A 25,023-nucleotide genomic window follows, 5' to 3' on the forward strand; every position below is an offset into this window, starting at 1 on the left:
TTATGACCTTGCCGCCGCCATCAACGCTTCGATGGCATCGGCGTCTTTCACCACGGTGGCGGTCAGGTTTTCGTTGCCGTCGGCGGTGATCACGATGTCGTCCTCGATGCGGATGCCGATGCCGCGGTATTCCGCCGGCACGTCCGCATCCGGCGCGATGTACAGCCCCGGTTCCACGGTCAGCACCATGCCCGGCTCCAGCAGCCGATCGCGGCTCGGCGTGCCGTAGTGGCCGACGTCGTGCACGTCGAGGCCCAGCCAGTGGCTCAGCCCATGCATGAAGAACTGCCGGTGCGCCTGCTCGGCGATCAGTTGGTCGACTTCACCTTTCAATACGCCCAGCTCCACCAGCCCGACCACCATGATGCGCACCACTTCGTCGTTGACTTCGCGGATGCTGGTGCCGGGTTTGAACAATGCCAAAGCGCGCAGCAGCGACGCCAGCACGATGTCGTACACCGCGCGCTGCGGCTTGCTGAACTTGCCGTTGACCGGGAAGGTGCGGGTAATGTCGCCGGCATACCCCTGATACTCGCAGCCGGCGTCGATCAGCACCAGATCGCCGTCGCGCATCTGGCTCTCGTTCTCGGTGTAGTGCAGGATGCAGCCGTTTTCGCCGCTGCCGACGATGGTGTTGTAAGACGGGTAGCGAGCGCCGAGGCGGGTGAATTCATGGTGAATCTCCGCTTCCAGCTGGTATTCGAACATGCCCGGGCGGCATTTTTCCATCGCGCGGGTATGCGCCAACGCGCTGATCTCACCGGCGCGGCGCATCACCGCCAGCTCTTCCGGGGACTTGAACAACCGCATGTCGTGCAGCCACGGCCGCCAGTCGGTCACGGTGGCCGGCGCCTGCAGGTTCTGGCGGAATCCCTTGCGCAGCTTGTCCAGCGCGCCGAACAGGATCTGATCGGCGTAGGCGTATTCACCCTGCGCGTGGTAAACCACATCCAGGCCGTTGAGCAGCAGGTGCAGCTGGTCATTGATTTCATCGAACGGCAGCGCGCGATCCACGCCCAGCTTCGCCGGCGCGGCGTCTTGCCCCAGGCGGCGGCCAAACCAGATTTCCGCTGTCAGATCGCGCACCCGGTTGAACAGCACGCTGTGGTTGTGCGTTTCGTCGCTTTTGATCAGCACCAGCACCGCTTCCGGCTCATTGAAGCCGGTCAGGTACCAAAAGTCGCTGTTCTGCCGATAGGGATAGTCTGAATCTGCACTGCGCGTCGTTTCCGGCGCAGAGAAAATAACCGCCGCGCTGGCCGGCGCCATTTTCGCCAACAGCGCCTGACGGCGGTTGTTGAATTCCTGCTGAATCATTACCTTCTCCTGAAATCATGCCATCCGCACCGCCGGCGGAGGGGCGATAGGACGTTTAGTGCAACGTCGGTTTGATGTTTTCCGGCGCCGTTGGCTTGTGACGGGTGAATTCGCCGTGGCACATGATGGCGGCGACCCGCACATACTCCGCCACTTCTTCCAGCGACTGTTCCAATTCTTCCTGATCTTCGTCTTCGTCGTAGCCCAGCTGCGCAATGTTGCGCAGATCGTCGATCGCTTCACCGACCTCGTCTTTCACCTGGGCCAGCTTCGGCTGCATCATCCCCAGCCCGAGCAGGAAGTGGTTGACCCAACCGCCCAGGGCGTCGGCGCGGTCAAACACACTGACGATCTCCCCTTCCGGCAGCATCAGTTGGAACAGGAATTCGTCGTCCTCCAGCGTTTCACGCGTCACTTCATACAGCTGTTGCAGCGGTTGGCTGAGCGCCTGCGGGAAGGCGACGCCTTCGTTGGTCAGATCGTGCACCAGCGCCTGCCAGCCGGCATCACGGCTGCCGCCGCACAACAGGCCGCTGATCAGGCCGTGCATTTCTGCCGCGGTCAGCGCCACCGACTGCTGGTTGAGGGCCACGGTCAAAGATTGGTAACTTGGAAATGTATTCTGTATAGACATGCGCATTCGTCATCGTTGGCAGGATAAGTTCGTGTTATGCTACCACCAAGGTCCGTCGCTATACCAGATAAGCGCGACACCTCAGTGGCTAGTTATAATCGCGATGTGGCAGGTTTCACACTGCGCCGGCGGGTGGCGAAAGTGCGGTAAATACGCATTTTGAAACCCTTTTTTGACTGGCAATGTGCGCCACAGTAGATTACAACCAGGTACTGAAAAAGGGGTTGTATCTTGGTACCGAGGTATATATAGTGGCGCCCGCTTTGACGGCCCGGCCAGGGCGGACAAGGCTGGCGCGAAATTTAGGCAGGAAGGTGGCATGTCTGCACAACCGGTAGATATTCAAATTTTTGGCCGCTCGTTAAGAGTCAATTGCCCGCCAGAACAACAAGATGCGTTGAATATGGCGGCGGACGATCTTAACCAACGGTTGCAAGATCTTAAAGTTCGCACTAGAGTCTCCAATACTGAGCAACTGGTTTTCATCGCGGCATTGAACGTCTGTCACGAACTTGCTCAAGAACGGTTGAAAACCCGTGACTATGCGTCCAATATGGAACAACGCATACGGATGCTGCAGCAGACCATTGAACAAGCGCTGCTTGAACAAGGTCGCATCTCTGAACGTCAGGATGCACAATTCGAATAACTTAAGTTGTTGAAATCACAGTTTCGGCAACGAGTACAAAATTTCTCTGAGATGTTCGCCAGCGGGCCAGTCCCCTGAGCCGATATTTAGTACAAACAGAATGTGTTGCTCCGCGATCGGTGAGCACGCTCGGTGCGCCGAGAAGCCTTAAGATTGCGACGGCACGTTCACCTTGAACCATGGGTTCAAGGGTTACAGCCTGCGACGGCATCTCGGAGATTCCCCTTCTCAGCGGTTTATGTGTGCTGAACGCCACACTGAGCAAGCCTGATACGATGCCTTTTCAACCCCAATTCGCGCAGCAGCGCCAAGCCATTCGTCAACTCATTCGCCAACGTCGGCGCGAGCTTACGCCGGGCCAACAACACTTTGCCGCAGACAAGATAGCCGAACGCCTCGTCGCGCACGCACGTATTCAGGCAGCGCACAGCATCGCGGTATTTTTGTCGTTTGACGGTGAACTCGACACCAGGCCGCTGATCGAGCAACTGTGGACCCTCAGCAAACGGGTTTACCTGCCGGTGCTGCACCCGTTCAGCCCGGGGCACCTGCTGTTCCTGCGCTATGCGCCGGAAACGCCGCTGGTGCGCAATCGCTTCAATATTCTCGAACCGCGCCTCGATGTGCGCCAGGTGTTGCCGCTGGGCAAGCTGGACGTCGTGCTGACGCCACTGGTGGCATTCGATCATACCGGGCAGCGTCTGGGCATGGGCGGCGGCTTTTACGATCGCACCCTGCAAAACTGGCAGAGCGACGGCCCCTATCCCATCGGCCTGGCCCATGATTGCCAGCAGGTGGAGCACCTGCCAACCGAACATTGGGATATCCCGCTGCCGGAAATCCTCACCCCGCTCTGCAGCTGGGCGTGGCACGAGCCCAAATAACAAAAGGCCGGATCGCTCCGGCCTTTTTCGTTGCGGCGAGCCGCCGAATCAGAACAGCAGACGGGCGCGAATGGTGCCGTCGATAGCCTTCATGCGCTGCAGCGCGGCGTCGGCGCGCGCGGTTTCCGCTTCAATGTCTATCACCACATAGCCGATTTCCGGCCCGGTTTGCAGATACTGTGCGGCGATGTTAACCCCCTCTTCGGCGAAGATCTGGTTAATCTGCGTCAACACGCCCGGACGGTTTTCGTGGATGTGCAGCAGGCGGCTGGCGTTCGGGCCATGCGCCGGCAGCGACACTTCCGGGAAGTTGACGGCAGACAGAGTCGATCCGTTGTCGGAGTATTTCGCCAGCTTGCCGGCCACTTCGTCGCCGATGTTCTCCTGCGCTTCCTGCGTGGAACCGCCGATGTGCGGCGTCAGCAGCACGTTATCGAACTCACACAGCGGCGAGTTGAACGGATCGCTGTTGGTCGCCGGCTCTTCCGGGAAGACATCGATCGCCGCGCCCGCCAGGTGATTGCTGGCCAGCGCGTCGCACAGCGCAGGGATATCCACCACGGTGCCACGCGAGGCGTTGATCAGAATGGCACCCGGTTTCATCAGCGCCAGCTCTTCCGCCCCCATCATGTTCTTGGTGGCCAGCGTTTCCGGCACGTGCAGCGTCACCACGTCGCTCATATTGAGCAGATCGGACAGATGGCGCACCTGCTGCGCGTTGCCCAACGGCAGCTTGTTCTCGATGTCGTAGAAGAACACCTTCATGCCCAGCCCTTCGGCCAGAATGCCCAGCTGGGTGCCGATGTGGCCGTAGCCGATGATGCCCAGCTTTTTACCGCGCGCCTCATAGGAGCCCACGGCCAGTTTGTGCCACACGCCGCGGTGCGCCTTGGCGTTGGCGGCCGGAATGCCGCGCAGCATCAACAGCAGCTCGCCCAGCACCATTTCGGCCACGGATCGGGTATTGGAGAAGGGGGCGTTGAAGACCGGAATACCGCGTTTGGTCGCCGCTTTCAGATCAACCTGGTTGGTACCGATGCAGAAGCAGCCCACCGCCACCAGTTTCTCTGCGGCGGCGAACACTTCTTCGGTCAGATGCGTACGCGATCGGATGCCGACGAAGTGCGCATCGCGGATGGATGCCTTCAACGATTCGGTGTCTAACGCACCCTTATGGTATTCGATGTTGGTATAACCGGCGGCACGTAAGTTATCGACCGTGCTCTGATGAACCCCTTCCACCAACAGGAATTTAATCCTGTCTTTCTCCAATGATACTTTTGCCATTTACCCGACCCTATGTTCAGACTTCAGAAGCGGCTGTGACGACACAGCTCCCATCCAACATAACAAAAATAACGCGGGCGGCAATACAAACGATTGCCTGCCCGGCAGGACAAGGCGCAGCGTTGATGGCGGTTTACGGCAGAAAATGCCATAGGGAAAGTTTTCGGCAGAAGCTTTGGGGAGTCAGTTTTCACAATGTGACATAAGTCACCAAATTTGCCGTTTTTCAGAAAAGATATTTTAACCGAAGAATTATGCGGCCCGGCACTGCCGGGCCACAGACGGCAGAGGCTTATTTGACCACTTTCACGCCTTCCGAGGTACCGACCAGCGCCACGTCCGCGCCGCGGTTGGCGAACAACCCCACGGTCACCACGCCGGCGATGCCGTTGATCTTGTTCTCCAGCGCGATGGCGTCGGTGATGCTCAGGTTATGCACATCGAGGATCACGTTGCCGTTGTCGGTCACCACGTTCTGGCGATATTCCGGCAGGCCGCCGAGTTTCACCAGCTCACGCGCCACGTAAGAGCGGGCCATCGGGATCACTTCCACCGGCAGCGGGAACTTGCCCAGCACGTCCACCTGCTTGCTGGCGTCGACGATGCAGATGAATTTCTTGGCGATGGCGGCGATGATTTTCTCGCGCGTCAGCGCCGCGCCGCCACCCTTGATCATCTGCATATGGCCGTTGATTTCGTCCGCGCCGTCCACGTAGATATCGAGCGAGTCCACTTCGTTGCTGTCGAACACAGGGATGCCGAGGCTTTTCAGCTTGGCGGTGGAGGCATCGGAGCTGGACACCGCGCCTTCGATCTGGTGCTTGATGGAGCCCAGCGCGTCAATAAAGTGGGCGGCGGTAGAACCGGTGCCGACCCCGACGATGGTGCCCGGCGTCACGTATTCCAGCGCCGCCCAGCCCACCGCTTTTTTCAGTTCATCCTGCGTCATAATATGTCCCTTGCCTCTGTACGAAAACGTGTGCGTATTATAGGGTAAAACGCTGTTTTTCACGCTGGCAGGATCACACTTATTTACCGCATCCCGCATTTTTGCCCGCTTGGCGGCGAGGTAGGGGCGTGATTTTTCCACCTGCGCCGTGCGCAAAATGTGGCATAGTGCCGGTATCATTCTAATTTAAGGGATATCTTTCCGATGAAACGCCCAGACTATCGTACGCTGCAAGCGCTGGACGCGGTGATCCGTGAGCGCGGCTTCGAGCGCGCCGCTCAAAAACTCTGTATCACGCAATCGGCGGTATCCCAACGCATCAAACAGCTGGAAAATCTGTTCGGCCAACCGCTGCTGGTCCGTACCGTGCCGCCGCGCCCCACCGAACAAGGGCAAAAGCTGCTCGCGCTGCTGCATCAGGTGGAATTGCTGGAAGAAGAGTGGCTGGGCAACGACACCGGCGTCGATACGCCGCTGCTGCTGTCGCTGGCGGTCAACGCCGACAGTCTGGCAACCTGGCTGCTGCCGGCGCTGAAGCCGGTGCTGGCGGACTCCCCCATTCGCCTGAATCTGCAGGTGGAAGATGAAACCCGCACCCAGGAGCGGCTCCGCCGCGGTGAGGTGGTGGGCGCGGTGAGTATTCAGCCGCAGCCGCTGCCGAGCTGCCTGGTGGATCGGCTGGGGGCGCTGGATTACCTGTTCGTGGCCTCCCGCGGCTTCGCCGAGCGCTACTTCCCGAGCGGCGTCACCCGTTCCGCGCTGCTGAAAGCACCGGCGGTGGCCTTCGACCATCTCGACGACATGCACCAGGCGTTCCTGCAGCAGAACTTCGATCTGTCGCCGGGCAGCGTGCCCTGCCACATCGTGAACTCGTCGGAAGCCTTCGTGCAGCTGGCACGCCAGGGCACCACCTGCTGTATGATCCCACACCTGCAGATCGAAAAGGAGCTGGCATCCGGTGAACTGATCGATCTGACGCCGGGGCTGTACCAGCGCCGCATGCTGTACTGGCACCGTTTCGCGCCGGAAAGCCGCATGATGCGTAAAGTGACCGACGCGCTGCTGGAGCACGGTCATCAGGTGCTGCGCCAGGATTAAAACGAAAAAAGGTTCGCCGCAGCGAACCTTTTCTTCAACACGATAGCCTTACTGCGCGGCGTTGCGCTGCAGCTCGAACACCACATCCACCTGATCGTCGAAGTGAATGCTTTGCTGCTCATAGGTTTGCGCCGCGTCGCTTTCCGCCGCCGCGCCGGCCGCCTTATACATCCGCGCCACCGGCATCGGCTGATAGTTGGCAACCCGGTAGCGAATGCTGTACACCGGCCCCAGCTTGGCGTGGAAGCCTTTGGCCAGGGATTCGGCCTGCTGAGTCGCGTTCTCGATCGCTTTTTGCCGCGCCTGCTCACGATACACGTCCGGCTTGGCGACGCCCAGCTCCACCGCGCGGATCTCGTTCAGGCCGGATTTCAGCGCGCCGTCCAGCAGCTCGTTCAGCTTGTCCAACTGACGCAGGGTCACCTGCACCTGACGCACCGCCCGGTAGCCCTTCAGCACCGACTCGCCGGTTTTCAGGTAATCGTATTCCGGCTGGGTGCGCAGGTTGGCGGCGCTGATGTCTTTCTTCTCAATGTTGTTTTTCTGCAGGAAATCAAAGTACTGCGCCACGCGCTCGTCCACCTGCTTCTTCGCCTGGGCGGCGTCTTTGGAGGAAACGCTCACTTCGATCGCCAGGGTGGCGATATCCGGCGTGGCGTCCACGCTGGCGGTGCCGGAGGTGACGACGTGCGGCCCTTCAGGCACTTCAGCCGCCTGCAGCGCCATCGGTAACGTCCCTAATCCGACCATTGCGGCCATAGCCAATGCTTTTAGCTTCACAGTGTCTCCTTAATGACAGGCTGTCTCTGATCGCCGGCTTTTCCCTGTGAGAACCGCCGGATTCCTGGCATCAAACGTAGCATATCGCGCGGCGTTTTGAATTCGGATTAGTGACAAATTCTTATAAATTTGCCCCCTGCCAGGCCAGCTGCAGCGCGATGCCCCACATCACCAGCCCGACCAGCGCGTTGATGATGCGCTGCGCCCGCTGCGTGTTCAGCCATGGCGCCAGCCAGGAGGCCAGCAGCGCCAGCCCGAAGAACCACACCGCCGACGCGCTGACCGCGCCGAGCGCGAACCAGGAGCGCACATCCGCCGTCAGCTGCCCGCCCAGGCTGCCGAGCACCACAAAGGTATCCAGATAAACGTGTGGGTTCAGCCAGGTGACCGCCAGCATGGTGACCACGAGGCGCCAACGGCTCTGCGCCAGCTCCTGCGCCGCGGCCTGCGCCGGTTGCGGGCTCAAGGCGGAACGGAACGCGCCCCACCCGTACCACAGCAGAAACGCCACCCCGCCCCAGGTGACCAGCGCCAACAGCAGCGGCGAGCGGGTCAGCAAAGCGCTGCCGCCGAAAATCCCGGCGCAAATCAGCACGATATCGCTCAACGCGCACAGCGAAGCGATCATCAAATGATACTGGCGGCGAATGCCCTGATTCATCACGAATACGTTCTGCGGGCCCAGCGGCAGGATCATGGCGGCGCTCAGGGCAAAACCCTGCAAGAAGACGGCTAACATGGGGATTCCTCGAATGATAAAAGGCGCCGGACGAGGGCGCGTGTCGGTCAACACGCGCATCATACGAGGAAGCGATCATTAGGTGAAATTGATGTTTCTAATCCCGCATCAGCGGAACTAATACTCAAATCGACGTGACGAACCCCAGCTCCTGCGAGATGCGTTGTGCGGTAGCCAGCACCGGTTTAATCAGGCTTTTGACGCCGATCTGCTGCAGCTTGGCGGTCGGCAACGAGACAGACACCGCATAGGGCACGCGCTGTTGAATATCGAACACCGGCGCCGCCACGCAGGAGACCCCCAGCTCGTTTTCTTCGCGATCCATCGCCATGCCGCGCTGGCGAATATCGGCCAGTTCCTCATACATCTTCGGCAGCTCGGTGATGGTATTGCGCGTCAGCGTCTGAATCTCCTGCTGATGGGTCTGCCAGTAGTGGGCTGGGTAATCGTCGTTGCCGTAGGCCATGAAGATTTTCCCCATCGCCGAACAGTACAGCGGCATATGCTGGCCAATATAGGCGCGGGTGCGCATCATGCCGGTGGTTGGCTCCAGCTTGTAGATCAGGATGACGTGGTCGTCTTCGCGGCTGGAGAAGTTGACCGTCTCGCCCACCTCCAGGTTCAGCTGTTCCAAATGCGGCGCGGCCACGTGAATGATATTGAGTGACGACAGCGCCTTCTGGCCGATGGAAATGAACTTGGTGGTCAGGCGGTAGCTGCCCGGCGACGGCGCCTGGGTCACATAGCCGCTGGTGTGCAACCCCTGCAGCAGGCGATGCACGGTGCTCTTGTTCATGCCGGCCAGCTCGGACAGATGCGCCAGTGGGCATCCGTTGGGGAAATTGCTCAGGATCTCAATCAACTGCAAACCGCGGAACAGGCTTTGGCTGCCCAGCGGTTTGTCTTTCTTGTCATCTTTCTCGTCGACGGCTTTCAGGCTCATAGCGAAAATCTCTCCAGTGTCGAACCGCCAACCGGCGCTGCGGCGAAGTCAGCAGGCTCTTTGCCGGGCATGTTACCCCAAGGCCCGCATCAGGTGAAGACGGAACGCCGTTTCATTGTCCGCAGCGAGCCAAAAATCCGCAATATTTCCCCCGCATTGAAGTGAGCCATCGGTCACACTTCCGCAAAGTAAAAAATAACCCATTGTTTAATAAAAACAATTAAAACTTCATCACCTTTGATTTAGCGCAACGAACGTCATATTATTTTTGAAATTGAATTTCGCATATTGAAATTTAAAGACCAGATACTCACCAGCGGTTTGGCTAATTTGCTCGGCATCTTCGCTCGGGCGCAACACCAGGGGCGCATCACATGACTATGGATAATGCGGCACAACCCATCCTTACCCTCAGCCACATCGTCAAACGATTTGGCGGCAACGTGGCGGTCAACGACGTCAGCCTGCAGGTAATGCCGGGCGAGGTTCTGGCACTGCTGGGCGAAAACGGCGCCGGCAAATCGACGCTGATCAAAGTGCTGGCGGGCGTCTACCCGCGTGACGGCGGCGATATTCGTTTTCAGGGCGCAAGCATCGCCTCCGCCGCCGCGATAAAAAGCGACAGCCGCCAGCCGATCGCCTTTATTCATCAGGATCTCGGCCTGATCGAATGGATGACGGTGGCGGAGAACATGGCGCTGGTGATGGGGTTTCCCCGCCGCTTTGGGTTGATCGACTGGCGCGCCATTCGCCGCCGGGCGGCGCAGGCGCTACAAGACGTCGGTATCGCGCTCGATCCCGATGCGCGCGTCTTCGAACTGTCGCGCACCGAAAAATCGCTGCTGGCGATCGCCCGTGCGGTGGCGGTCAACGCCGAGTTGCTGGTGCTGGATGAACCGACCGCCTCCCTGCCCGCCAACGACGTGCGTCATCTGTTCGCCGTCATCAACCGGCTGCGCGCCAAAAAGGTCGGCATGATTTACGTCACCCATCGCCTGGACGAAGTGATCGAAATCGCCGATCGGGTCTGCGTAATGCGCGACGGGCGCTATGTCGCTGGCGGCCGCACCGCCGACTACTCGCTGCGCGATCTGGTGCAAACCATCGTCGGCGAAGCGATGGCGGACGATCAGCGCGAACCGCTGCCGGAACATCGTCCGCCGGTGTTGCAGCTCGATAGCGTCACGGTGGGCGACATCGGCCCGGTGAGCTTCGATTTGCAGCCGGGCGAGATGCTGGCGCTGGCCGGCCTGCGCGGGGCCGGGCAAGAAGAGATCGGCCGGCTGCTGTTCGGGTTGCGTCAGGCCGACGGCGGCGCGATTCGGTTTCGCGATCGGTCCTATCAGGCGAGCTCCCCGCAGCAGGCGATGGCCTGCGGCGTTTCGCTGGTCGCGGGCGATCGCACCGGCGAAAGCCTGGTGATGTCGATGAGCGTGCGTGAAAACCTGTTTATCAACCCCTGCGCCAGTGGCCACCGGCTGCTCTCCCGCTACGGGCGACGAGCGGAGATCGGCGCCAGTTGGTGGAAAGTGCAGCTGTTCGACGTGCGCCCCAAGGACGTCAATATCGATATCAGCGCGCTGTCCGGCGGCAACCAGCAAAAGGTGGTGATGGCGCGCTGGATGCACCTGGGGGCGCCGCTGCTGATCCTGGAAGATCCCACCGCCGGCGTGGACGTCGGCGCGCGCGCGGAAATCTACCACCTGCTGAATAAATCCCTGGCGGAAGGCGTGGCGGTGCTGGTGATCTCCAACGATTTCGAGGAGATCGCCCATATTTGCAACCGCGCGCTGGTGTTCAACCGCGGGAAAATGGTCGGCGAACTGAAAAATCAACAGGTGTCATTCGCCAATTTATTGGAGCTGGCCTCTGCCAGCACCGGGGAAAGCGTCGCAATCACGTCAGAATCCGAGGTAGGCCATGTCTAAAACATCCGTTAAATCAACCGCGCTGGAGCAGCGCGTCAGCCTGGCGCAGGACGGCGCCGGCCCCTGGCTGATGCAGGTTCTCACCCGCTATGGCCTGCTGCTGCTGTGCGTCGCGCTGGTCGTGCTGTTCTCACTGATCACCCCCTCTTTCGCATCGATGCTGACGCTGCAGGCTATCTTGTCGAGCAAGGCCAAAATCGCCCTGTTGGCGCTGGCGGCGACCATCCCGATGATCGTGGGCAAGATCGATCTTAACGTCGGCTTCGGCATTGTGCTGTGGCACATCCTGGCGATCACGCTGCAGGTGGAATACGGCTTCTCCTGGCAGATGGCGGTGCTGACGGTGCTGGCGATCTCGGCGCTGTACGGGTTGCTGAACGGCATTCTGGTGGCGCTGGCCGATATCGACAGCTTCGTCGCCACCCTCGGCTCCGGCACCGTGCTGTACGCCATTGCCCTGTGGCATTCCGGCGGGCGGCAGATCGTCGGCGACTTGCCGGATGCCTTTATCGCGCTGCACCACACCGAGATCGCCGGCATTCCGATCGTGGCATTTTACGTGCTGATCGTCGCGGTGGTGCTGTGGCTCATCACCGAACACACCCCGCTCGGTCGCTGCATGTATGCGGTGGGCGGCAACCCGGCGGCGGCGCGCCTGAACGGCATTTCGGTCAACCGCTTCACCATCGGCGCTTTCATCGCCTCCAGCGTGCTCACCGGTTTCAGCGGCGTGTTGATCGCCGCCGAACAGGGCGTCGGCCAGGCCAGCGTCGGCATGGACTATCTGCTGCCGGCGCTGGTCGGCGCCTTCCTCGGCAGCACCACCATTCGCCCAGGGCGCGTCAATGTCTGGGGCACCGTGGTCGGCATCGCCATTCTGGCTATCGGCATCGCCGGCATTCAGCAGTTCGGCGGTGAATTCTGGGTCGAGCCGCTGTTCAACGGCGCGACGCTGTTGCTGTCGATCACCCTGGCCGGCTATGCCCAACGCCGCCGGCTACTCAATCAGAAAGCGGTACAACGCAGCCAGACGACGCCAACTGACAACAACAATCAGACAGCGACCCACCCTTAAACCAGGAGCACACCATGAAACGCATTTGGCTGTTACCGGGGTTCACCACATTATTGCTCGCCGCATCGCCGGCCTGGGCCGACGCCTATCTCGATCAGGCCACCGCCGCCGTCGCGAAGGCCACCGCCAGCGCCACCCAGTGGGATGGCCCCACCAGCGGCCCGCAGCTGCAGGCCAACAAGAAGATCATTTTTATCGCCTCCGACATGAAGAACGGCGGCGTCCAAGGGGTGCAACAGGGGTTGAGCGAAGCGGCAAAAGCCGCCGGCTGGAAGCTGGAAACGCTCGACGGCGGCGGCTCGGTGAAAGATCAGCTGGCATCGCTCAATCAGGCCATCGCCCAGAAACCGGACGGCATCGTGATCGGCGGCTGGAACCCTAACGTCGCCAAGATCCCGCTGAAAAAGGCCGTGCAGCAGGGCATCGTGCTGACCGCCTGGCATGCGGTGCCGGAACCGGGCCCCATCGCCAAATACAATGTGTTCTATAACGTCACGTCGGACTCCAACGAAGTGGCGCGCATCGCCGCGCAATACGCGGTGGTGCAGTCCGGCGGCAAGGCGAGCGTGCTGATCTTCACCGACTCGCTGTATCAAATCGCGCTGGACAAGGCCAACGTCATGAAAGACGAGATCGCCAAATGCAGCGGCTGCACGCTACTGGAATTCATCGATACGCCGCTGGCCGATACCGCCAACCGCATGCCGGCGATGACCTTCAGCCTGCTGCAGAAGTACGGCGACAAATTCCAATATGCGCTGGCGATCAACGATCTGTACTTCGACTTTATGGCACCGGCGCTGAAGACCGCCGGCAAAGGCGGCAAGAACGCGCCTTACAACGTGTCGGCCGGCGACGGTTCGATCTCCGCTTACCAGCGTATCCGGTCGGGCGACAGCCAGTCGGCGACGGTGCCGGAACCCTTGAAGCTGCACGGTTGGCAACTGCTGGACGAATTCAACCGCGCCTTTGCCAAGCAGCCGCCTTCCGGCTACGTCACCCCGGCGCATCTGGTGACCCGCGACAATATCGCCGCCGACGGGGGCGCCAATAACCTGTATGACCCGCAAAACGATTATCAGGGCCATTACAAAGCGATCTGGGGCGTGAAATGAACGGCGATTCATTGCGCACGCACGCCCGGCTCGAGCGCCTGTGTTCGCCGGCGATCTGGGCCGAGGGGCCGGTGTGGCTACCGCAGGAGGATGCGGTGGTGTTCAGCGATGTGAAAGGCAACCGCATGTTCCGCTGGTCGCGCCGGGGTGAGCTGACCCTATACCGTTCGCCGTCACACTACGCCAACGGCAATGCGCGCGACGGCGAAGGGCGCGTGGTCAGCTGCGAACACGGGCGGCGCGGCATTAGCCGCACCGAAAGCGATGGCGAGGTACGTCTGTTGATCGATCGCGTCGACGGCAAGCGCTTTAACTCGCCGAACGACGTGGCGGTGCGTTCCGACGGCACCCTATGGTTCACCGATCCGCCCTACGGCATCATCGGCGACGAAGAGGGTTACAAATCGGAAAGCCAGGTGATCGGCTGTTATCTCTACAGCTTCGATCCGCGCGACGGTTCGCTGACCATCGCCGCCTGCGACCTGCAGCGCCCGAACGGCCTGGCGTTTTCACCGGATGAAAAATGGCTGTACGTTGCGGACATGTCGATCGTGGATTTTCCGACGCTGGGCCGCCGCGAGCTGCGCGTCTATGCGGTCAACGGCCGCGGGCTGGAAGCCGGCCGCCGTTTTGCAACGGTGGGGCCCGGATTCCCGGACGGCTTCTGCGTCGATCGGGCCGGCAATCTGTTTTGCAGCTGTGCCGACGGCGTGCTGGTCTTGGATCCAGAGGGGCGGCAGATCGACAAAATCAGCGTGCCGGAACGCGTCTCCAATTGTACCTTCGGCGGCCCGAACGGCGATGAACTCTATATCACCGCCACCACCTCACTCTACCGCATGGTGCTGAACACCCGCGGTTAGCCGGGGCCTCGCAAGACGCAGGGTGGGTTTCGATCCGCCCTGCTTTGTCACGTCTGAAGCACGCCATCTCCACCAAAACGTGGCGGCGATCACAAAATCACCACTCAATTTTAACGTCATGTTTTTCATGAACAATTTTACTTCCCCTTGCTTTGACTTCCCTGAACCGCCGGGATAGCATTTATTTGAAATGCAATTTCGCATATTGAAATTTAGCGAACCAAAAACAAACGATTCGCACAGGCGGAGAACCGGCATGAGAGTGAGTTATAGCGAGTTAAAACACCAATTCAAACGCGTGCTACTGGCGCGCGGCGTGGCGGAACCTATCGCCGACGACTGCGCCGGCATGTTCGCCGACACCACCGCCAGCGGCGTTTACTCCCACGGCGTTAACCGCTTTCCACGCTTTATTCAGCAGCTGGACGCCGGCGATATCGTGCCGGACGCCGAACCCAGCAAACTGCTGTCTCTGGGGGCGATCGAGCAATGGGATGCGCATCAGGGCATCGGCAACCTTACCGCCCGCCGCATGATGGATCGCGCCATGCAGTTGGCCGACGATCATGGCATCGGCCTGGTGGCGCTGCGCAATGCCAACCACTGGATGCGCGGCGGCGGTTACGGCTGGCAGGCGGCGGAGAAAGGCTATATCGGCATTTGCTGGACCAACTCGATCGCCGTGATGCCGCCGTGGGGCGCCAAAACGTGCCGTATCGGCACCAACCCGTTGATCGTCGCCGTGCCCGGCAACCCGATCACCATGGTGGATATGTCGATGTCGATGTTTTCCTACGGCGCGCTGGAGCTGAACCGGCTGGCGGGCAAAACCCTGCCGGTGGACGGCGGCTTCGACAACGACGGCCACCTGACCCGCGATCCGGCCATCATCGAAGAGAATCGGCGCATTTTGCCGATGGGGTATTGGAAAGGATCGGCGCTGTCGATCGTGCTGGACATGATCGCCACCCTGCTGTCCGGCGGCGCCTCGGTGGCGGAAGTGACGGAAGATCACCGCGACGAATACGGCGTCTCGCAGGTGTTCATCGCGATTGAGATAGACCGGTTGATCGACGGCGACAGCCGCGATCAAAAACTGCAGCGCATCATGGATTACGTCACCAGCGCCGAGCGGGACAACCCCGACGTCGCCATTCGCCTGCCGGGCCACAAGTTCCCGCGCATTCTGGAAGAAAACCTGCGCGACGGCATTCCGGTCGACGAGCGGGTTTGGGCGCGCATTCAGGCGCTGTAACGGGAGGATCATCATGATATTCGGCCACATCGCCAACACCGCGCCCGAGCAGTACCCGGCGCCGGTCGCCAACGCCGTCGCCTATCTGCAGCGCGCCGATTTCAGCGTCTTGCCCGCAGGGCGTTATGAAGATCCCGCCACCGGCTACGTGGTGCAAGTGCTCGATCTGCATACCCAACCACCGGATGCGCTGCGCCCGGAAGTCCACCGGCAAAACGTCGACGTGCAGTTTCTGGTCAGCGGCACCGAGCTTATCGGCGTCGCGGCGGACAGCGGCGACAACGTCATTCATCAGGAGCTGCTGGCACAGCGCGACATCCTGTTTTATCAGGACGTGACCGACGAATCCTGGCTCACGATGCAACCCGGCAACTTCGCGGTATTTTTTCCACAGGACGTGCATCGCCCGGCCTGCATTAACCAGCGCCCCTGCGCGATACGCAAGGTGGTGGTGAAGATACCGCTGGCGTCGTTTAGCGCCTGATAGACGCAACACCCGTAACGATAACAACACCGGTCCATGGGGCCTGTGTGGGCGCCCTTGCGCCCAAATCAAACAAAACAATAACGCCCGACCCTACAAAAAAGCGAACATCGAAAGAGGTCCTTATGAATACAGCCTCCGTTTCCGTCAGCCAAAGCCAGGCTATCCCCAAGCTACGCTGGCTGAGGATCGTGCCGCCGATCCTCATCACCTGCATCATTTCTTACATGGATCGGGTCAACATCGCCTTCGCCATGCCCGGCGGCATGGATGACGAACTCGGCATCACTGCTTCAATGGCCGGGCTGGCCGGCGGCATCTTCTTCATCGGTTACCTGTTTCTGCAGGTGCCCGGCGGCAAGCTGGCGGTATACGGCAACGGCAAGAAATTCATCGGCTGGTCACTGTTGGCCTGGGCGGTGATCTCGGTGCTGACCGGGCTGGTCACCAACCAGTACCAGTTGCTGTTCTTGCGCTTCGCCCTCGGCGTTTCCGAAGGCGGCATGCTGCCGGTGGTGCTGACCATGATCAGCAACTGGTTCCCGGATAAGGAGCGCGGCCGCGCCAACGCCATCGTCATCATGTTCGTGCCGATCGCCGGCATCCTCACCGCCCCGCTGTCGGGTTGGATCATCACCGCCTGGGACTGGCGCATGCTGTTTCTGGTGGAAGGCGGTCTGTCGCTGGTGGTGATGGCGCTGTGGTACTTCACCATCAGCAACCGGCCGCAGGAAGCCAAATGGATCTCGCAGGCGGAAAAAGAGTATCTGGTGAAGACCCTGCACGACGAACAGCTGCTGATTAAAGGAAAAACGGTGCGCAACGCCTCGCTACGCCGGGTGCTGGGCGACCGGATCATGTGGCAGTTGATCCTGGTGAATTTCTTCTACCAGACCGGTATTTACGGCTACACCCTGTGGCTGCCGACCATTTTGAAAGAGCTGACCCACGGCGATATGGAGCAAGTGGGCCTGCTGGCTATTCTGCCCTATATCGGCGCCATCTTCGGCATGCTGGTCATCTCCACCCTCTCCGACCGCACCGGCAAGCGCAAAGTCTTCGTCGCCCTGCCGCTGGCCTGCTTTGCCGCCTGCATGGCGCTGTCGGTGCTGCTGAAGGATCACGTCTGGTGGTCTTACGCTGCGCTGGTCGGCTGCGGCGTGTTTATTCAGGCGGCGGCCGGGGTGTTCTGGACCATACCGCCCAAATTGTTCAACGCCGAAGTGGCCGGCGGCGCACGCGGCGTGATCAATGCGCTGGGCAACCTCGGCGGCTTTTGCGGCCCGTATATGGTCGGCGTCCTGATCAGCCTGTTCAACAAGGACGTCGGCGTCTACAGCCTGGCGGCTTCGCTGGCGATCGCCTCCGTGCTGGCGTTGATACTGCCCAATAAATGCGACCACAGCGCGAGGAACCCATGATGGAATATTGGCTGGGGCTCGACTGCGGCGGCACCTTCATCAAGGCGGGATTATACGACCACAAGGGCCATGAACACGGCGTTGCGCGGCGCAATCTGGCGATCGTCGCGCCGCAGCCCGGCTGGGCCGAGCGAGATATGGCATCGCTGTGGCACACCGCCGCCGACGTGATCCGCGAAGTGCTGTCCGCCAGCGGCGTCGCCGCCGGCGCCATTCAGGCCGTCGGCATCTCGGCGCAGGGCAAGGGGGCGTTTCTGTTGGATAAACAGGGGCAGCCGCTGGGCAACGCCATGCTCTCTTCCGACCAGCGCGCGCTGGCGTTGGTGCAGGAATGGCAACGGCAGGGCGTGCCGCAGGCGCTGTATCCGCAAACGCGCCAAACGTTGTGGACCGGGCACCCGGTCTCGCTGCTACGCTGGCTGAAGCGGCATCAGCCGGAGCGTTACGCCCGCATCGGCAGCGTGCTGATGGCGCACGACTACCTGCGCTATTGCCTGACCGGCGAGTTGGCCTGCGAAGAAACCAATATCTCCGAATCCAACCTGTATCAGATGCGCAGCGGACGCTATGACCCGGCGCTGGCGCAGCTGCTGGATATCGGCGACATCATGCCCGCCCTGCCGACGATTGTCGGTTCGGCCGATATCGCCGGGCGCGTCGCGGCAAACGCCGCGGCCATCACCGGCCTGCAAACCGGCACCCCGGTGGTCGGCGGGCTGTTCGACGTAGTGTCCACCGCGCTGTGCGCCGGCCTGCAGGACGAAACCCGGCTCAATGCGGTGATGGGGACCTGGTCGGTCACCAGCGGCATCACCGACGCCATCGTCGAGGGTTTCGATCATCCCTTTGTCTATGGCCGCCACGCCGAAAGCGGCCAATACATCGTGCACGAAGCCAGCCCCACCTCCGCCGCCAACCTGGAATGGTTCTGTCGCCAATGGGGGCTGCAGGACTACGGCCAGCTTAACCGCTGGGTCGCCGCCCTGCCGAAAGCCGCCGGCGATCTGCTGTTCGCCCCTTTCCTGTATGGCTCCAACGCCGGTCTGGGGCTGAGCGCCAGCTTCTACGGCCTGCAGGCCTTCCACCAGCGCGAGCACCTGGTGCAAGCGATCTACGAAGGCGTGGTGTTCTGCCACATGACGCACCTTAACCGCATGCGCCGGCGTTTCCCTGAAGCGCAGGCGCTGCGCGTGACCGGCGGCCCCGCCAAATCCCTCCCCTGGATGCAAATGTTCGCCGACGTCAGCGGCCTGCCGGTGGAGCTGCCGCAGGTGGAAGAAACCGGCTGTCTGGGCGCGGCGATGGCGGCCATGGTCGGCAGCGGCGTCTTCAACGATTTCACCGCCGCCCAGCACCGGCTGGCGCCGCGTATCGAGCGGCTGCTGCCTGATGCGGCCGCTGCCGAGGCTTACGACAACAAACACCAACGTTATCAGGCGCTGATTGCTGCATTGCAACATCTGCAGCCCGCCAACAAGGAGGCCCCATGAGCACGAAACCGCGCCTGCAGCTGGCGCTCGATCAAACCCGTTTGGATACGGCGCTGCGCACCGCCGAGACCCTCAGCCCCCATGTGGACATCATCGAGGCCGGTACCATTTTGTGCATCAGCGCCGGCATTCAGGCGGTTAGCGCGCTGCGCGAGCGCTGTCCGCAGCACACGCTGGTGGCCGATCTCAAGGTGGCCGACGCCGGCGCGACGCTGGCCGAGCAGGCCTTCGGCCAGGGCGCGGACTGGATGACGGTGATCTGCGCCGCGCCGTTGGCCACCATGGCCAGCGCACGGGAAGTCGCCGAGCGTCACGGCGGTGAAATCCAGATCGAACTGTTCGGCCGCTGGACATTAGAGGATGCGCGGCAATGGCGCGGCCTCGGCATTCGCCAGGCGATCTATCACCGCGGCCGCGACGCGCAGGCCAGCGGGCAAACCTGGGGCCGGCAGGATTTGGATCGGATGAAGGCACTGTCCGATCTGGGCATCGCGCTGTCGGTGACCGGCGGCATCACGCCCGCCGACCTGCCGCTGTTTAAAGAGATCGCCGTCACCGCTTTTATCGCCGGCCGCGCGCTGGCCGAGGCCGGCGATCCGCCGGCGGCCGCCAGGCAGTTCCGCACCGCCATCGAAGACATCTGGAGATCATGATATGCGTCAGCACCCGTTGGGAATTTACGAGAAAGCGCTGCCGAAACACCTGAGCTGGCCCGAACGCCTGGCGCTGGCCAAGGCCTGCGGCTTCGACTTCGTCGAAATGTCGGTGGACGAAAGCGATGAACGCCTGGCGCGCCTGAGCTGGAGCAAAGCGCAGCGCCTGGCGCTGGTGGATGCCATGCTGGAAACCGGCATCCGCATCCCGTCGATGTGCCTCTCCGGCCACCGGCGCTTTCCGTTTGGCAGCCACGATCCGGCGCTGCAACAGCGCGCCTTCGACGTGATGGAACAGGCCATTCAGCTGGCCCAAGACGTCGGTATCCGCACCATCCAACTGGCCGGCTACGACGTGTATTACGAAGAGCAGGACGAGGGGACGCTGGCGCGCTTTAGCGAAGGCATGCAGTGGGCGGTAGAACGTGCCGCCGCCGCCCAGGTGATGCTGGCGGTGGAAATTATGGATACCGCCTTTATGAACTCGATCGGTAAATGGAAAGCCTGGGACACCCTGTTGGCCTCGCCGTGGTTCACGGTGTATCCGGACGTCGGCAACCTCAGCGCCTGGGGCAACGACGTGCCGCGTGAATTGGAGCTGGGCATCGATCGCATCGCCGCCATTCACCTGAAAGACACCTACCCGGTCACCGCCGCTTCGCCGGGGCAATTCCGTGACGTGCCGTTTGGCGAAGGCTGCGTCGACTTCGTCGAGGTATTTCGCACGCTGCAGCGCCTCAATTACCGCGGCGCATTCCTGATTGAGATGTGGACAGAAAAAGCCGAGGAGCCGGTGGCCGAGATCGTTCAGGCCCGCCGCTGGATCGAACAGAAAATGCAACAAGGGGGCATGACATGCTGACTCAGTTAAAACAACAGGTGCTGGAGGCCAATCTCGATCTGCCGCACCATAAGCTGGTGACCTTTACCTGGGGCAACGTCAGCGCGGTGGATCGCGAACGCGGCCTGGTGGTGATCAAGCCTTCCGGCGTTGAATACGAGCATATGACGGCGGAGGATATGGTGGTGGTCGATCTGGCCAGCGGCCGCACCGTCGAAGGGGCAAAAAAACCGTCGTCGGACACCGCCACCCATCTGGCGCTGTACCGCGAATTTGCCGATATCGGCGGCATCGTCCACACCCATTCGCGCCACGCCACCATCTGGGCGCAGGCCGGGCTGGACATCCCCGCCTGGGGAACCACCCACGCCGATTATTTTTATGGCGCTATTCCCTGCACGCGCCTGATGACCCAGGATGAAATTGAGCACGATTACGAACTGGAAACCGGCAAGGTGATTATCGAAACCTTCCGCCGGCGCGATATCAATCCCAACGCTATCCCAGCGGTACTGGTCAACGCCCACGGCCCCTTCGCCTGGGGCAAAGACGCCCACAACGCGGTGCATAATGCGGTGGTGCTGGAAGAGATCGCCTACATGGGCATTTTCTCACGCCAGCTGACGCCGGGCATTCACAGTATGCAGCGCGAACTGTTGGACAAACACTACCTGCGCAAACACGGCCAAAACGCCTACTACGGGCAGTAGAGCGCCGGGGCCCCAACCGTTGCATCTGATGCTTTGCCGCATCGGGTGTCAACGGGCTTGAGGCGCAGTGATAACGATAACCGCATTCGCCCATCGGCGAAAAATTCGCTATCATCCGCACCCACCTTCCAGCCGGCCGCCCGATGTCTACGATCACCGATACCTTTATCGCCCCGCCATGCCATGACCAGATAGAGATCCTTTATCAGGACGACCATCTGGCGCTGATCAATAAGCCAGCTGGGCTGCTCAGCCTGTCGGGCAAGAATCCGCAGAATCTCGATTCGGTACACCATCGGCTGGTACAGATCTTCCCCGGCTGCGCCCTGGCGCACCGCCTGGATTTCGGCACGTCCGGCTTGATGGTGGTGGCCCGCAACAAGGCCGCCAACGCCGCGCTCTGCCGGCAGTTCAGCGAGCGCACCGTCGGCAAAGTGTACAGCGCGCTGCTGTGCGGCCACCTGGCGGATAACGAAGGGGTAATAGACGCGGCGATCGCCAAAGATCCGGCGCTGTTCCCGCTGATGTCGATTTGCGCCCTCCGCGGCAAGCCCGCCCGCTCCCGCTATCGGGTCGTCGAGCGTTTTTATCGTGAAGCGGAGGGCGGGATCTCGCTGCCGCTGACGCGGGTGCAGCTCACCCCAGAGACCGGGCGCACCCACCAGCTGCGTATTCACAGCCGGCAGTTGGGCCACCCTATTTTAGGCTGCGATCTGTATGGCGGGCGACTGCTGCCGGGTACCGAACAGACGCCACGGCTGATGTTGCATGCCAGCGAACTGGACTTTGTGCACCCCATCACTGGAGAGCGGATCGCCGCTCGTCACGCCGCGCCGTTCTGAACGCGGCTTACCACATCAAATCGTCGGGCACTTTAAAGTCGGCGTACGGATCGTCTTCATCCTGTTCTTCCTGACTCAGCGCGCTGTGCAACACAATGCTGGCCGCATCGCGCTGCGCGATTTTATCGGCGACGCTCGCGGGGATAATCGCGTATTCACACTCTTCCCGGTTCTCGACCACCAAGCGGGCAATGGCGAGGCGGCCATTGATCAGTTGGGTCTGCGTCGCCTTATCCACCAGAATTTTTTTGATCAGGTTACCGTCGGTGAAGTTGAAACCGATATCGCCTTTCGCCAGGACGATACGGTTCATCTCGATCAGTTGCTTCACCTGCGCCTTGTATTCTTTGGACAGCGCGGCCTGCTTTTGCTGCTCGTTCAACTGCTTATCGCGCTCAAGCTGCGCCTTTTTATTCTCTTCCACCGCCTCTCTGGCCTCGCGGGCCTGAACGCGTGATTTTTTAGCCGTTCTTTGGACTTTGGCCATTTTCTTGCTGGTTACCAAGCCCGCTTTGAGCATCTGCTCTTGTAAGGTGAGTTTTGTCATGTTCGTGTCTGAAGCCGTGGGTTATGGGGGGATTATACCCGTAATTTTTCAGGCTGCACCAGGTTGCCGGCCCAACCCACCGGCGGTTTGCGCTGCAGGGCAACGGCGGTAAACCGAGCCGAACGTCAGATCATGAATACCGCTCATGTGGTAATGAAATTAAGTCTCTTTCACTCCCTGCGGGACTCTGGCAAAAATAGACCTCATTAACGACAGACAATATGAAATCGGCTGAATGAAAAAAGAGAAAAACAACCCATTGAAATAAATGGATAAATCCAGCCTTCATATCATATAACAGGATGCTATAAGACGATGAATAGAGACTTTGCCTTTACGATTAAGAGCAGTTCTTTCGATGAAGATTATAACCCTTCTGAAAGTACGCGTATCACCACCAATTTCGCCAATTTGGCCAGAGGGGAAAACCGCCGGGAGAACCTGCGCAACACGCTGGTGATGATTAACAATCGCTTCAATTCGTTGGCGAATTGGGATAACCCCAAGGCCGACCGCTATTCGGTCGAACTTGACATCATTTCGGTTGAGATGCGCGTTGAAGATCAGGGGACCAGCTTCCCGGTGATCGAAATCCTGAAAACCAACATCATTGATAAAAAAACGCAAAAGCGTCTTGAGGGCATCGTCGGGAACAATTTCTCCTCTTACGTGCGCGATTACGACTTTAGCGTCTTGCTGCCGGCGCACAATAAAAACACGGCGGAGTTCAACATTCCGGATGATTTCGGCGATTTGCACGGCAATATCTTTAAGCATTTCGTCAATTCAAACGCATACCATGAGAATTTCAGCAAACCGCCGGTGATCTGCCTCAGCGTGTCCAGCAAAGACACCTATCATCGGACGGGCAATCAACATCCGGTGTTGGGCGACGAGTATCGGCAAGACGGCGCTTCGCTGACCGACCGGTATTTTAAAAAAATGGGCCTGCAGGTGCGCTATTTCATGCCGAAAAATAGCGTCGCGCCCCTGGCGTTTTATTTCCCCGGGGATTTGCTGAGCGATTACACCGATCTGGAACTGATCGGCACCATCAGCACGATGGAGACCTTCCAGAAAATTTATCGGCCTGAAATTTACAATGCCAACTCGGCGGCGGGGCAATGCTATCAGCCCAGCCTGAATAACCAGGATCATTCATTAACCAAGATTGTTTACGATCGCGAAGAGCGTAGCCAGTTAGCGATTGAGCAGGGGAAATTTACGGAAGAGCAATTTATCAAGCCCTACAAGCCCATTCTTGAGCAATGGTCTGCTCACTACGCGCTTTGATTCACTTAATTACAGGTCATCTATCATGAAAATATTGCTCCCTACCTCGACCGCCGGCAGCTTGCCCAAACCTTCCTGGCTGGCCCAACCGGAAACCCTGTGGTCGCCCTGGAAATTGCAGAATGAAGAATTAATCGAAGGGAAACAGGACGCTTTGCGTTTGTCGCTGGCAGAGCAACAACAGGCCGGCATCGATATCGTCAGCGATGGCGAGCAAACGCGCCAGCACTTCGTCACCACGTTTATCGAGCACCTCACCGGCGTCGATTTCGAGAAACGCGAAGTGGTTAAAATCCGCAATCGCTATGAGGCGAGCGTGCCGACCGTTGTGGGTGCAGTGGCGCGTCAAAAGCCCGTTTTCGTTGAAGACGCCAAATTTTTACGCCAGCTGACCAAGCAGCCGATTAAATGGGCCCTGCCGGGGCCGATGACCATGATCGACACGCTTTATGACAGCCACTATAAAAGCCGCGAAAAATTGGCCTGGGAATTCGCCAAGATCCTCAATCAGGAAGCCAAAGAGCTCGAGGCCGCCGGCGTCGACATTATTCAGTTTGATGAGCCCGCATTTAACGTGTTCTTTGACGAGGTGAATGACTGGGGCATCGCCGCCCTGGAAAGGGCCGTTGAGGGGCTTAAGTGTGAAACGGCGGTACATATCTGCTATGGATACGGCATTAAGGCCAATACCGACTGGAAAAAGACGCTGGGCTCTGAGTGGCGGCAATATGAAGAGGCGTTTCCTAAGCTGCAAACATCTACTATCGATATTATCTCGCTCGAGTGCCATAACTCGCACGTGCCGATGGATCTGCTTGAACTGATTCGCGGTAAGAAAGTGATGGTCGGCGCCATTGATGTAGCGAATCATACCGTTGAGACGCCGGAGGAAGTGGCCGCTACGCTGCGCAAAGCGCTGCAGTTTGTTGATGCCGACAAGCTCTATCCGTCGACCAACTGCGGCATGGCTCCCCTGCCTCGTCAGATTGCCAGCGGCAAGCTAAATGCCTTAAGTGCGGGCGCCGAGATCGTGCGCCGTGAACTGTTAGCCAAATAACCTTGCCAAGCGCCCGCCACAGGTACCTCCTGCGGCGGGCGATGATCATTCAACTCCCTCTCCCCGCAACGTTCCCCCTCTGGTGTATACTCGGGTTTCTACGCGATGCCAGCCACAGCGGCCTGAACGGCCCCTCAGCCAGCCCACAACAGCTTAATAACAGTGGAAC

25 protein-coding genes and 1 other RNA gene are annotated in these 25,023 nt (G+C 60.1%); 18 read left to right on the forward strand and 8 right to left on the reverse strand.

From position 1 onward, the window contains the following. Together pepP and ACYF6X_RS19965 are read right to left on the reverse strand one after the other, a co-directional pair. Window positions 1-1,317 carry a Xaa-Pro aminopeptidase gene (gene pepP / locus ACYF6X_RS19960; protein ID WP_063990676.1) on the reverse strand — a complete coding sequence of 439 codons (1,317 nt, stop codon included), beginning with the start codon at window positions 1,315-1,317 and terminating at the stop codon, window positions 1-3. 55 nt (window positions 1,318-1,372) lie between these two features. Beyond that, window positions 1,373-1,951 carry a YecA/YgfB family protein gene (locus ACYF6X_RS19965; protein ID WP_063990675.1) on the reverse strand — a complete coding sequence of 193 codons (579 nt, stop codon included), beginning with the start codon at window positions 1,949-1,951 and terminating at the stop codon, window positions 1,373-1,375. Window positions 1,952-2,270: 319 nt separating this feature from the next. On the opposite strand from ACYF6X_RS19965, the gene zapA reads away from it, so the two are divergent. From zapA to ACYF6X_RS19980, 3 genes are all read left to right on the forward strand, one after another. Further along, window positions 2,271-2,600, forward strand: a complete 330-nt coding sequence (gene zapA, locus ACYF6X_RS19970; RefSeq protein WP_004931621.1) for a cell division protein ZapA — start codon at window positions 2,271-2,273, stop codon at window positions 2,598-2,600. Between the two features lie 40 nt (window positions 2,601-2,640). Beyond that, window positions 2,641-2,823: non-coding RNA, 6S RNA (gene ssrS / locus ACYF6X_RS19975), on the forward strand. A gap of 52 nt (window positions 2,824-2,875) precedes the next feature. Further along, entirely contained in the window at window positions 2,876-3,484 is a 609-nt protein-coding gene (locus ACYF6X_RS19980) for a 5-formyltetrahydrofolate cyclo-ligase (RefSeq protein ID WP_063990674.1), read from the forward strand. Between the two features lie 48 nt (window positions 3,485-3,532). Here ACYF6X_RS19980 and serA read toward each other — a convergent pair whose 3' ends face one another. After that, window positions 3,533-4,771 (reverse strand): phosphoglycerate dehydrogenase, encoded by a 1,239-nt coding sequence (gene serA / locus ACYF6X_RS19985; RefSeq protein WP_025304156.1) that lies wholly within the window; start codon window positions 4,769-4,771, stop codon window positions 3,533-3,535. Between the two features lie 292 nt (window positions 4,772-5,063). Next, window positions 5,064-5,720 carry a ribose-5-phosphate isomerase RpiA gene (gene rpiA, locus ACYF6X_RS19990; RefSeq protein WP_063990673.1) on the reverse strand — a complete coding sequence of 219 codons (657 nt, stop codon included), beginning with the start codon at window positions 5,718-5,720 and terminating at the stop codon, window positions 5,064-5,066. Between the two features lie 204 nt (window positions 5,721-5,924). On the opposite strand from rpiA, the gene ACYF6X_RS19995 reads away from it, so the two are divergent. Then, entirely contained in the window at window positions 5,925-6,818 is an 894-nt protein-coding gene (locus tag ACYF6X_RS19995; RefSeq protein ID WP_033649429.1) for a LysR family transcriptional regulator ArgP, read from the forward strand. 48 nt (window positions 6,819-6,866) lie between these two features. On the opposite strand, the gene ACYF6X_RS20000 is transcribed toward ACYF6X_RS19995, so the two are convergent. The 3 genes from ACYF6X_RS20000 to ACYF6X_RS20010 form a co-directional block, all read right to left on the reverse strand. Next, the gene (locus ACYF6X_RS20000) at window positions 6,867-7,598 is read right to left on the reverse strand and encodes an oxidative stress defense protein (RefSeq protein WP_025160209.1); all 732 of its coding nucleotides are present in this window, start codon (window positions 7,596-7,598) and stop codon (window positions 6,867-6,869) included. 121 nt (window positions 7,599-7,719) lie between these two features. Next, on the reverse strand, window positions 7,720-8,337 hold the full coding sequence (gene argO, locus ACYF6X_RS20005) for an arginine exporter ArgO (RefSeq protein ID WP_033635865.1): 618 nt from the start codon (window positions 8,335-8,337) through the stop codon (window positions 7,720-7,722). Between the two features lie 124 nt (window positions 8,338-8,461). After that, complete coding sequence (locus ACYF6X_RS20010) at window positions 8,462-9,280, reverse strand: IclR family transcriptional regulator (RefSeq protein WP_130018196.1); 819 nt, start codon at window positions 9,278-9,280, stop codon at window positions 8,462-8,464. Between the two features lie 374 nt (window positions 9,281-9,654). Between ACYF6X_RS20010 and ACYF6X_RS20015 the strand changes: the two genes are divergently transcribed. The 12 genes from ACYF6X_RS20015 (at window position 9,655) to ACYF6X_RS20070 (ending at window position 21,957) form a co-directional block, all read left to right on the forward strand. Next, window positions 9,655-11,208, forward strand: coding sequence for a sugar ABC transporter ATP-binding protein (locus tag ACYF6X_RS20015; protein ID WP_063990672.1), 1,554 nt, complete (start codon window positions 9,655-9,657; stop codon window positions 11,206-11,208). After that, window positions 11,201-12,283 (forward strand): ABC transporter permease, encoded by a 1,083-nt coding sequence (locus tag ACYF6X_RS20020; protein ID WP_063990671.1) that lies wholly within the window; start codon window positions 11,201-11,203, stop codon window positions 12,281-12,283. The genes ACYF6X_RS20015 and ACYF6X_RS20020 overlap by 8 nt, the downstream gene beginning before the upstream one ends. 14 nt (window positions 12,284-12,297) lie before the next feature. Further along, window positions 12,298-13,398 carry an ABC transporter substrate-binding protein gene (locus ACYF6X_RS20025; protein WP_063990670.1) on the forward strand — a complete coding sequence of 367 codons (1,101 nt, stop codon included), beginning with the start codon at window positions 12,298-12,300 and terminating at the stop codon, window positions 13,396-13,398. Beyond that, on the forward strand, window positions 13,395-14,261 hold the full coding sequence (locus ACYF6X_RS20030) for an SMP-30/gluconolactonase/LRE family protein (protein ID WP_130018195.1): 867 nt from the start codon (window positions 13,395-13,397) through the stop codon (window positions 14,259-14,261). The genes ACYF6X_RS20025 and ACYF6X_RS20030 overlap by 4 nt, the downstream gene beginning before the upstream one ends. A 256-nt stretch (window positions 14,262-14,517) precedes the next feature. Further along, window positions 14,518-15,516 carry a 3-dehydro-L-gulonate 2-dehydrogenase gene (gene yiaK / locus ACYF6X_RS20035; RefSeq protein WP_063990668.1) on the forward strand — a complete coding sequence of 333 codons (999 nt, stop codon included), beginning with the start codon at window positions 14,518-14,520 and terminating at the stop codon, window positions 15,514-15,516. A gap of 13 nt (window positions 15,517-15,529) precedes the next feature. Continuing rightward, window positions 15,530-16,000: a NanQ anomerase/TabA/YiaL family protein gene (locus tag ACYF6X_RS20040; RefSeq protein ID WP_130018194.1), complete on the forward strand. Its 471-nt coding sequence runs from the start codon at window positions 15,530-15,532 to the stop codon at window positions 15,998-16,000. A 125-nt stretch (window positions 16,001-16,125) separates the two neighbouring features. Beyond that, on the forward strand, window positions 16,126-17,421 hold the full coding sequence (locus ACYF6X_RS20045; protein WP_130018193.1) for an MFS transporter: 1,296 nt from the start codon (window positions 16,126-16,128) through the stop codon (window positions 17,419-17,421). Further along, entirely contained in the window at window positions 17,421-18,911 is a 1,491-nt protein-coding gene (locus tag ACYF6X_RS20050) for an FGGY-family carbohydrate kinase (protein ID WP_130018211.1), read from the forward strand. The genes ACYF6X_RS20045 and ACYF6X_RS20050 overlap by 1 nt, the downstream gene beginning before the upstream one ends. After that, window positions 18,908-19,564, forward strand: coding sequence for a 3-keto-L-gulonate-6-phosphate decarboxylase UlaD (ulaD, locus tag ACYF6X_RS20055; RefSeq protein WP_063990664.1), 657 nt, complete (start codon window positions 18,908-18,910; stop codon window positions 19,562-19,564). Before ACYF6X_RS20050 ends, ulaD begins: the two co-directional genes overlap by 4 nt. A gap of 1 nt (window position 19,565) precedes the next feature. After that, window positions 19,566-20,426 carry an L-ribulose-5-phosphate 3-epimerase gene (locus tag ACYF6X_RS20060; RefSeq protein WP_130018192.1) on the forward strand — a complete coding sequence of 287 codons (861 nt, stop codon included), beginning with the start codon at window positions 19,566-19,568 and terminating at the stop codon, window positions 20,424-20,426. Beyond that, a complete protein-coding gene (gene araD, locus ACYF6X_RS20065; RefSeq protein ID WP_130018191.1) occupies window positions 20,420-21,115 on the forward strand; it encodes an L-ribulose-5-phosphate 4-epimerase in 696 nt (231 codons plus the stop codon). Before ACYF6X_RS20060 ends, araD begins: the two co-directional genes overlap by 7 nt. A 143-nt stretch (window positions 21,116-21,258) precedes the next feature. Further along, a complete protein-coding gene (locus ACYF6X_RS20070) occupies window positions 21,259-21,957 on the forward strand; it encodes an RluA family pseudouridine synthase (protein ID WP_406880173.1) in 699 nt (232 codons plus the stop codon). 7 nt (window positions 21,958-21,964) lie between these two features. On the opposite strand, the gene ACYF6X_RS20075 is transcribed toward ACYF6X_RS20070, so the two are convergent. Beyond that, window positions 21,965-22,504: a DUF2058 domain-containing protein gene (locus ACYF6X_RS20075; protein ID WP_033635867.1), complete on the reverse strand. Its 540-nt coding sequence runs from the start codon at window positions 22,502-22,504 to the stop codon at window positions 21,965-21,967. Window positions 22,505-22,819: 315 nt separating this feature from the next. On the opposite strand from ACYF6X_RS20075, the gene ACYF6X_RS20080 reads away from it, so the two are divergent. Continuing rightward, on the forward strand, window positions 22,820-23,797 hold the full coding sequence (locus tag ACYF6X_RS20080) for a DUF1852 domain-containing protein (protein ID WP_130018189.1): 978 nt from the start codon (window positions 22,820-22,822) through the stop codon (window positions 23,795-23,797). A 25-nt stretch (window positions 23,798-23,822) separates the two neighbouring features. Next, entirely contained in the window at window positions 23,823-24,854 is a 1,032-nt protein-coding gene (locus ACYF6X_RS20085) for a methionine synthase (protein ID WP_130018210.1), read from the forward strand. Window positions 24,855-25,023: the final 169 nt, after the last annotated feature.

This window comes from Serratia sp. ID 25-353 (genome assembly GCF_054792795.1).

Coding starts and splice junctions, on each gene's coding strand:
- pepP (WP_063990676.1), bottom strand. CDS start 1,317: ATGATTCAGCAGGAATTCAACAACCGCCGTCAGGCGCTGTTGGCGAAA.
- ACYF6X_RS19965 (WP_063990675.1), bottom strand. CDS start 1,951: ATGTCTATACAGAATACATTTCCAAGTTACCAATCTTTGACCGTGGCC.
- zapA (WP_004931621.1), top strand. CDS start 2,271: ATGTCTGCACAACCGGTAGATATTCAAATTTTTGGCCGCTCGTTAAGA.
- ACYF6X_RS19980 (WP_063990674.1), top strand. CDS start 2,876: ATGCCTTTTCAACCCCAATTCGCGCAGCAGCGCCAAGCCATTCGTCAA.
- serA (WP_025304156.1), bottom strand. CDS start 4,771: ATGGCAAAAGTATCATTGGAGAAAGACAGGATTAAATTCCTGTTGGTG.
- rpiA (WP_063990673.1), bottom strand. CDS start 5,720: ATGACGCAGGATGAACTGAAAAAAGCGGTGGGCTGGGCGGCGCTGGAA.
- ACYF6X_RS19995 (WP_033649429.1), top strand. CDS start 5,925: ATGAAACGCCCAGACTATCGTACGCTGCAAGCGCTGGACGCGGTGATC.
- argO (WP_033635865.1), bottom strand. CDS start 8,337: ATGTTAGCCGTCTTCTTGCAGGGTTTTGCCCTGAGCGCCGCCATGATC.
- ACYF6X_RS20010 (WP_130018196.1), bottom strand. CDS start 9,280: ATGAGCCTGAAAGCCGTCGACGAGAAAGATGACAAGAAAGACAAACCG.
- ACYF6X_RS20015 (WP_063990672.1), top strand. CDS start 9,655: ATGACTATGGATAATGCGGCACAACCCATCCTTACCCTCAGCCACATC.
- ACYF6X_RS20020 (WP_063990671.1), top strand. CDS start 11,201: ATGTCTAAAACATCCGTTAAATCAACCGCGCTGGAGCAGCGCGTCAGC.
- ACYF6X_RS20025 (WP_063990670.1), top strand. CDS start 12,298: ATGAAACGCATTTGGCTGTTACCGGGGTTCACCACATTATTGCTCGCC.
- ACYF6X_RS20030 (WP_130018195.1), top strand. CDS start 13,395: ATGAACGGCGATTCATTGCGCACGCACGCCCGGCTCGAGCGCCTGTGT.
- yiaK (WP_063990668.1), top strand. CDS start 14,518: ATGAGAGTGAGTTATAGCGAGTTAAAACACCAATTCAAACGCGTGCTA.
- ACYF6X_RS20040 (WP_130018194.1), top strand. CDS start 15,530: ATGATATTCGGCCACATCGCCAACACCGCGCCCGAGCAGTACCCGGCG.
- ACYF6X_RS20045 (WP_130018193.1), top strand. CDS start 16,126: ATGAATACAGCCTCCGTTTCCGTCAGCCAAAGCCAGGCTATCCCCAAG.
- ACYF6X_RS20050 (WP_130018211.1), top strand. CDS start 17,421: ATGGAATATTGGCTGGGGCTCGACTGCGGCGGCACCTTCATCAAGGCG.
- ulaD (WP_063990664.1), top strand. CDS start 18,908: ATGAGCACGAAACCGCGCCTGCAGCTGGCGCTCGATCAAACCCGTTTG.
- ACYF6X_RS20060 (WP_130018192.1), top strand. CDS start 19,566: ATGCGTCAGCACCCGTTGGGAATTTACGAGAAAGCGCTGCCGAAACAC.
- araD (WP_130018191.1), top strand. CDS start 20,420: ATGCTGACTCAGTTAAAACAACAGGTGCTGGAGGCCAATCTCGATCTG.
- ACYF6X_RS20070 (WP_406880173.1), top strand. CDS start 21,259: ATGTCTACGATCACCGATACCTTTATCGCCCCGCCATGCCATGACCAG.
- ACYF6X_RS20075 (WP_033635867.1), bottom strand. CDS start 22,504: ATGACAAAACTCACCTTACAAGAGCAGATGCTCAAAGCGGGCTTGGTA.
- ACYF6X_RS20080 (WP_130018189.1), top strand. CDS start 22,820: ATGAATAGAGACTTTGCCTTTACGATTAAGAGCAGTTCTTTCGATGAA.
- ACYF6X_RS20085 (WP_130018210.1), top strand. CDS start 23,823: ATGAAAATATTGCTCCCTACCTCGACCGCCGGCAGCTTGCCCAAACCT.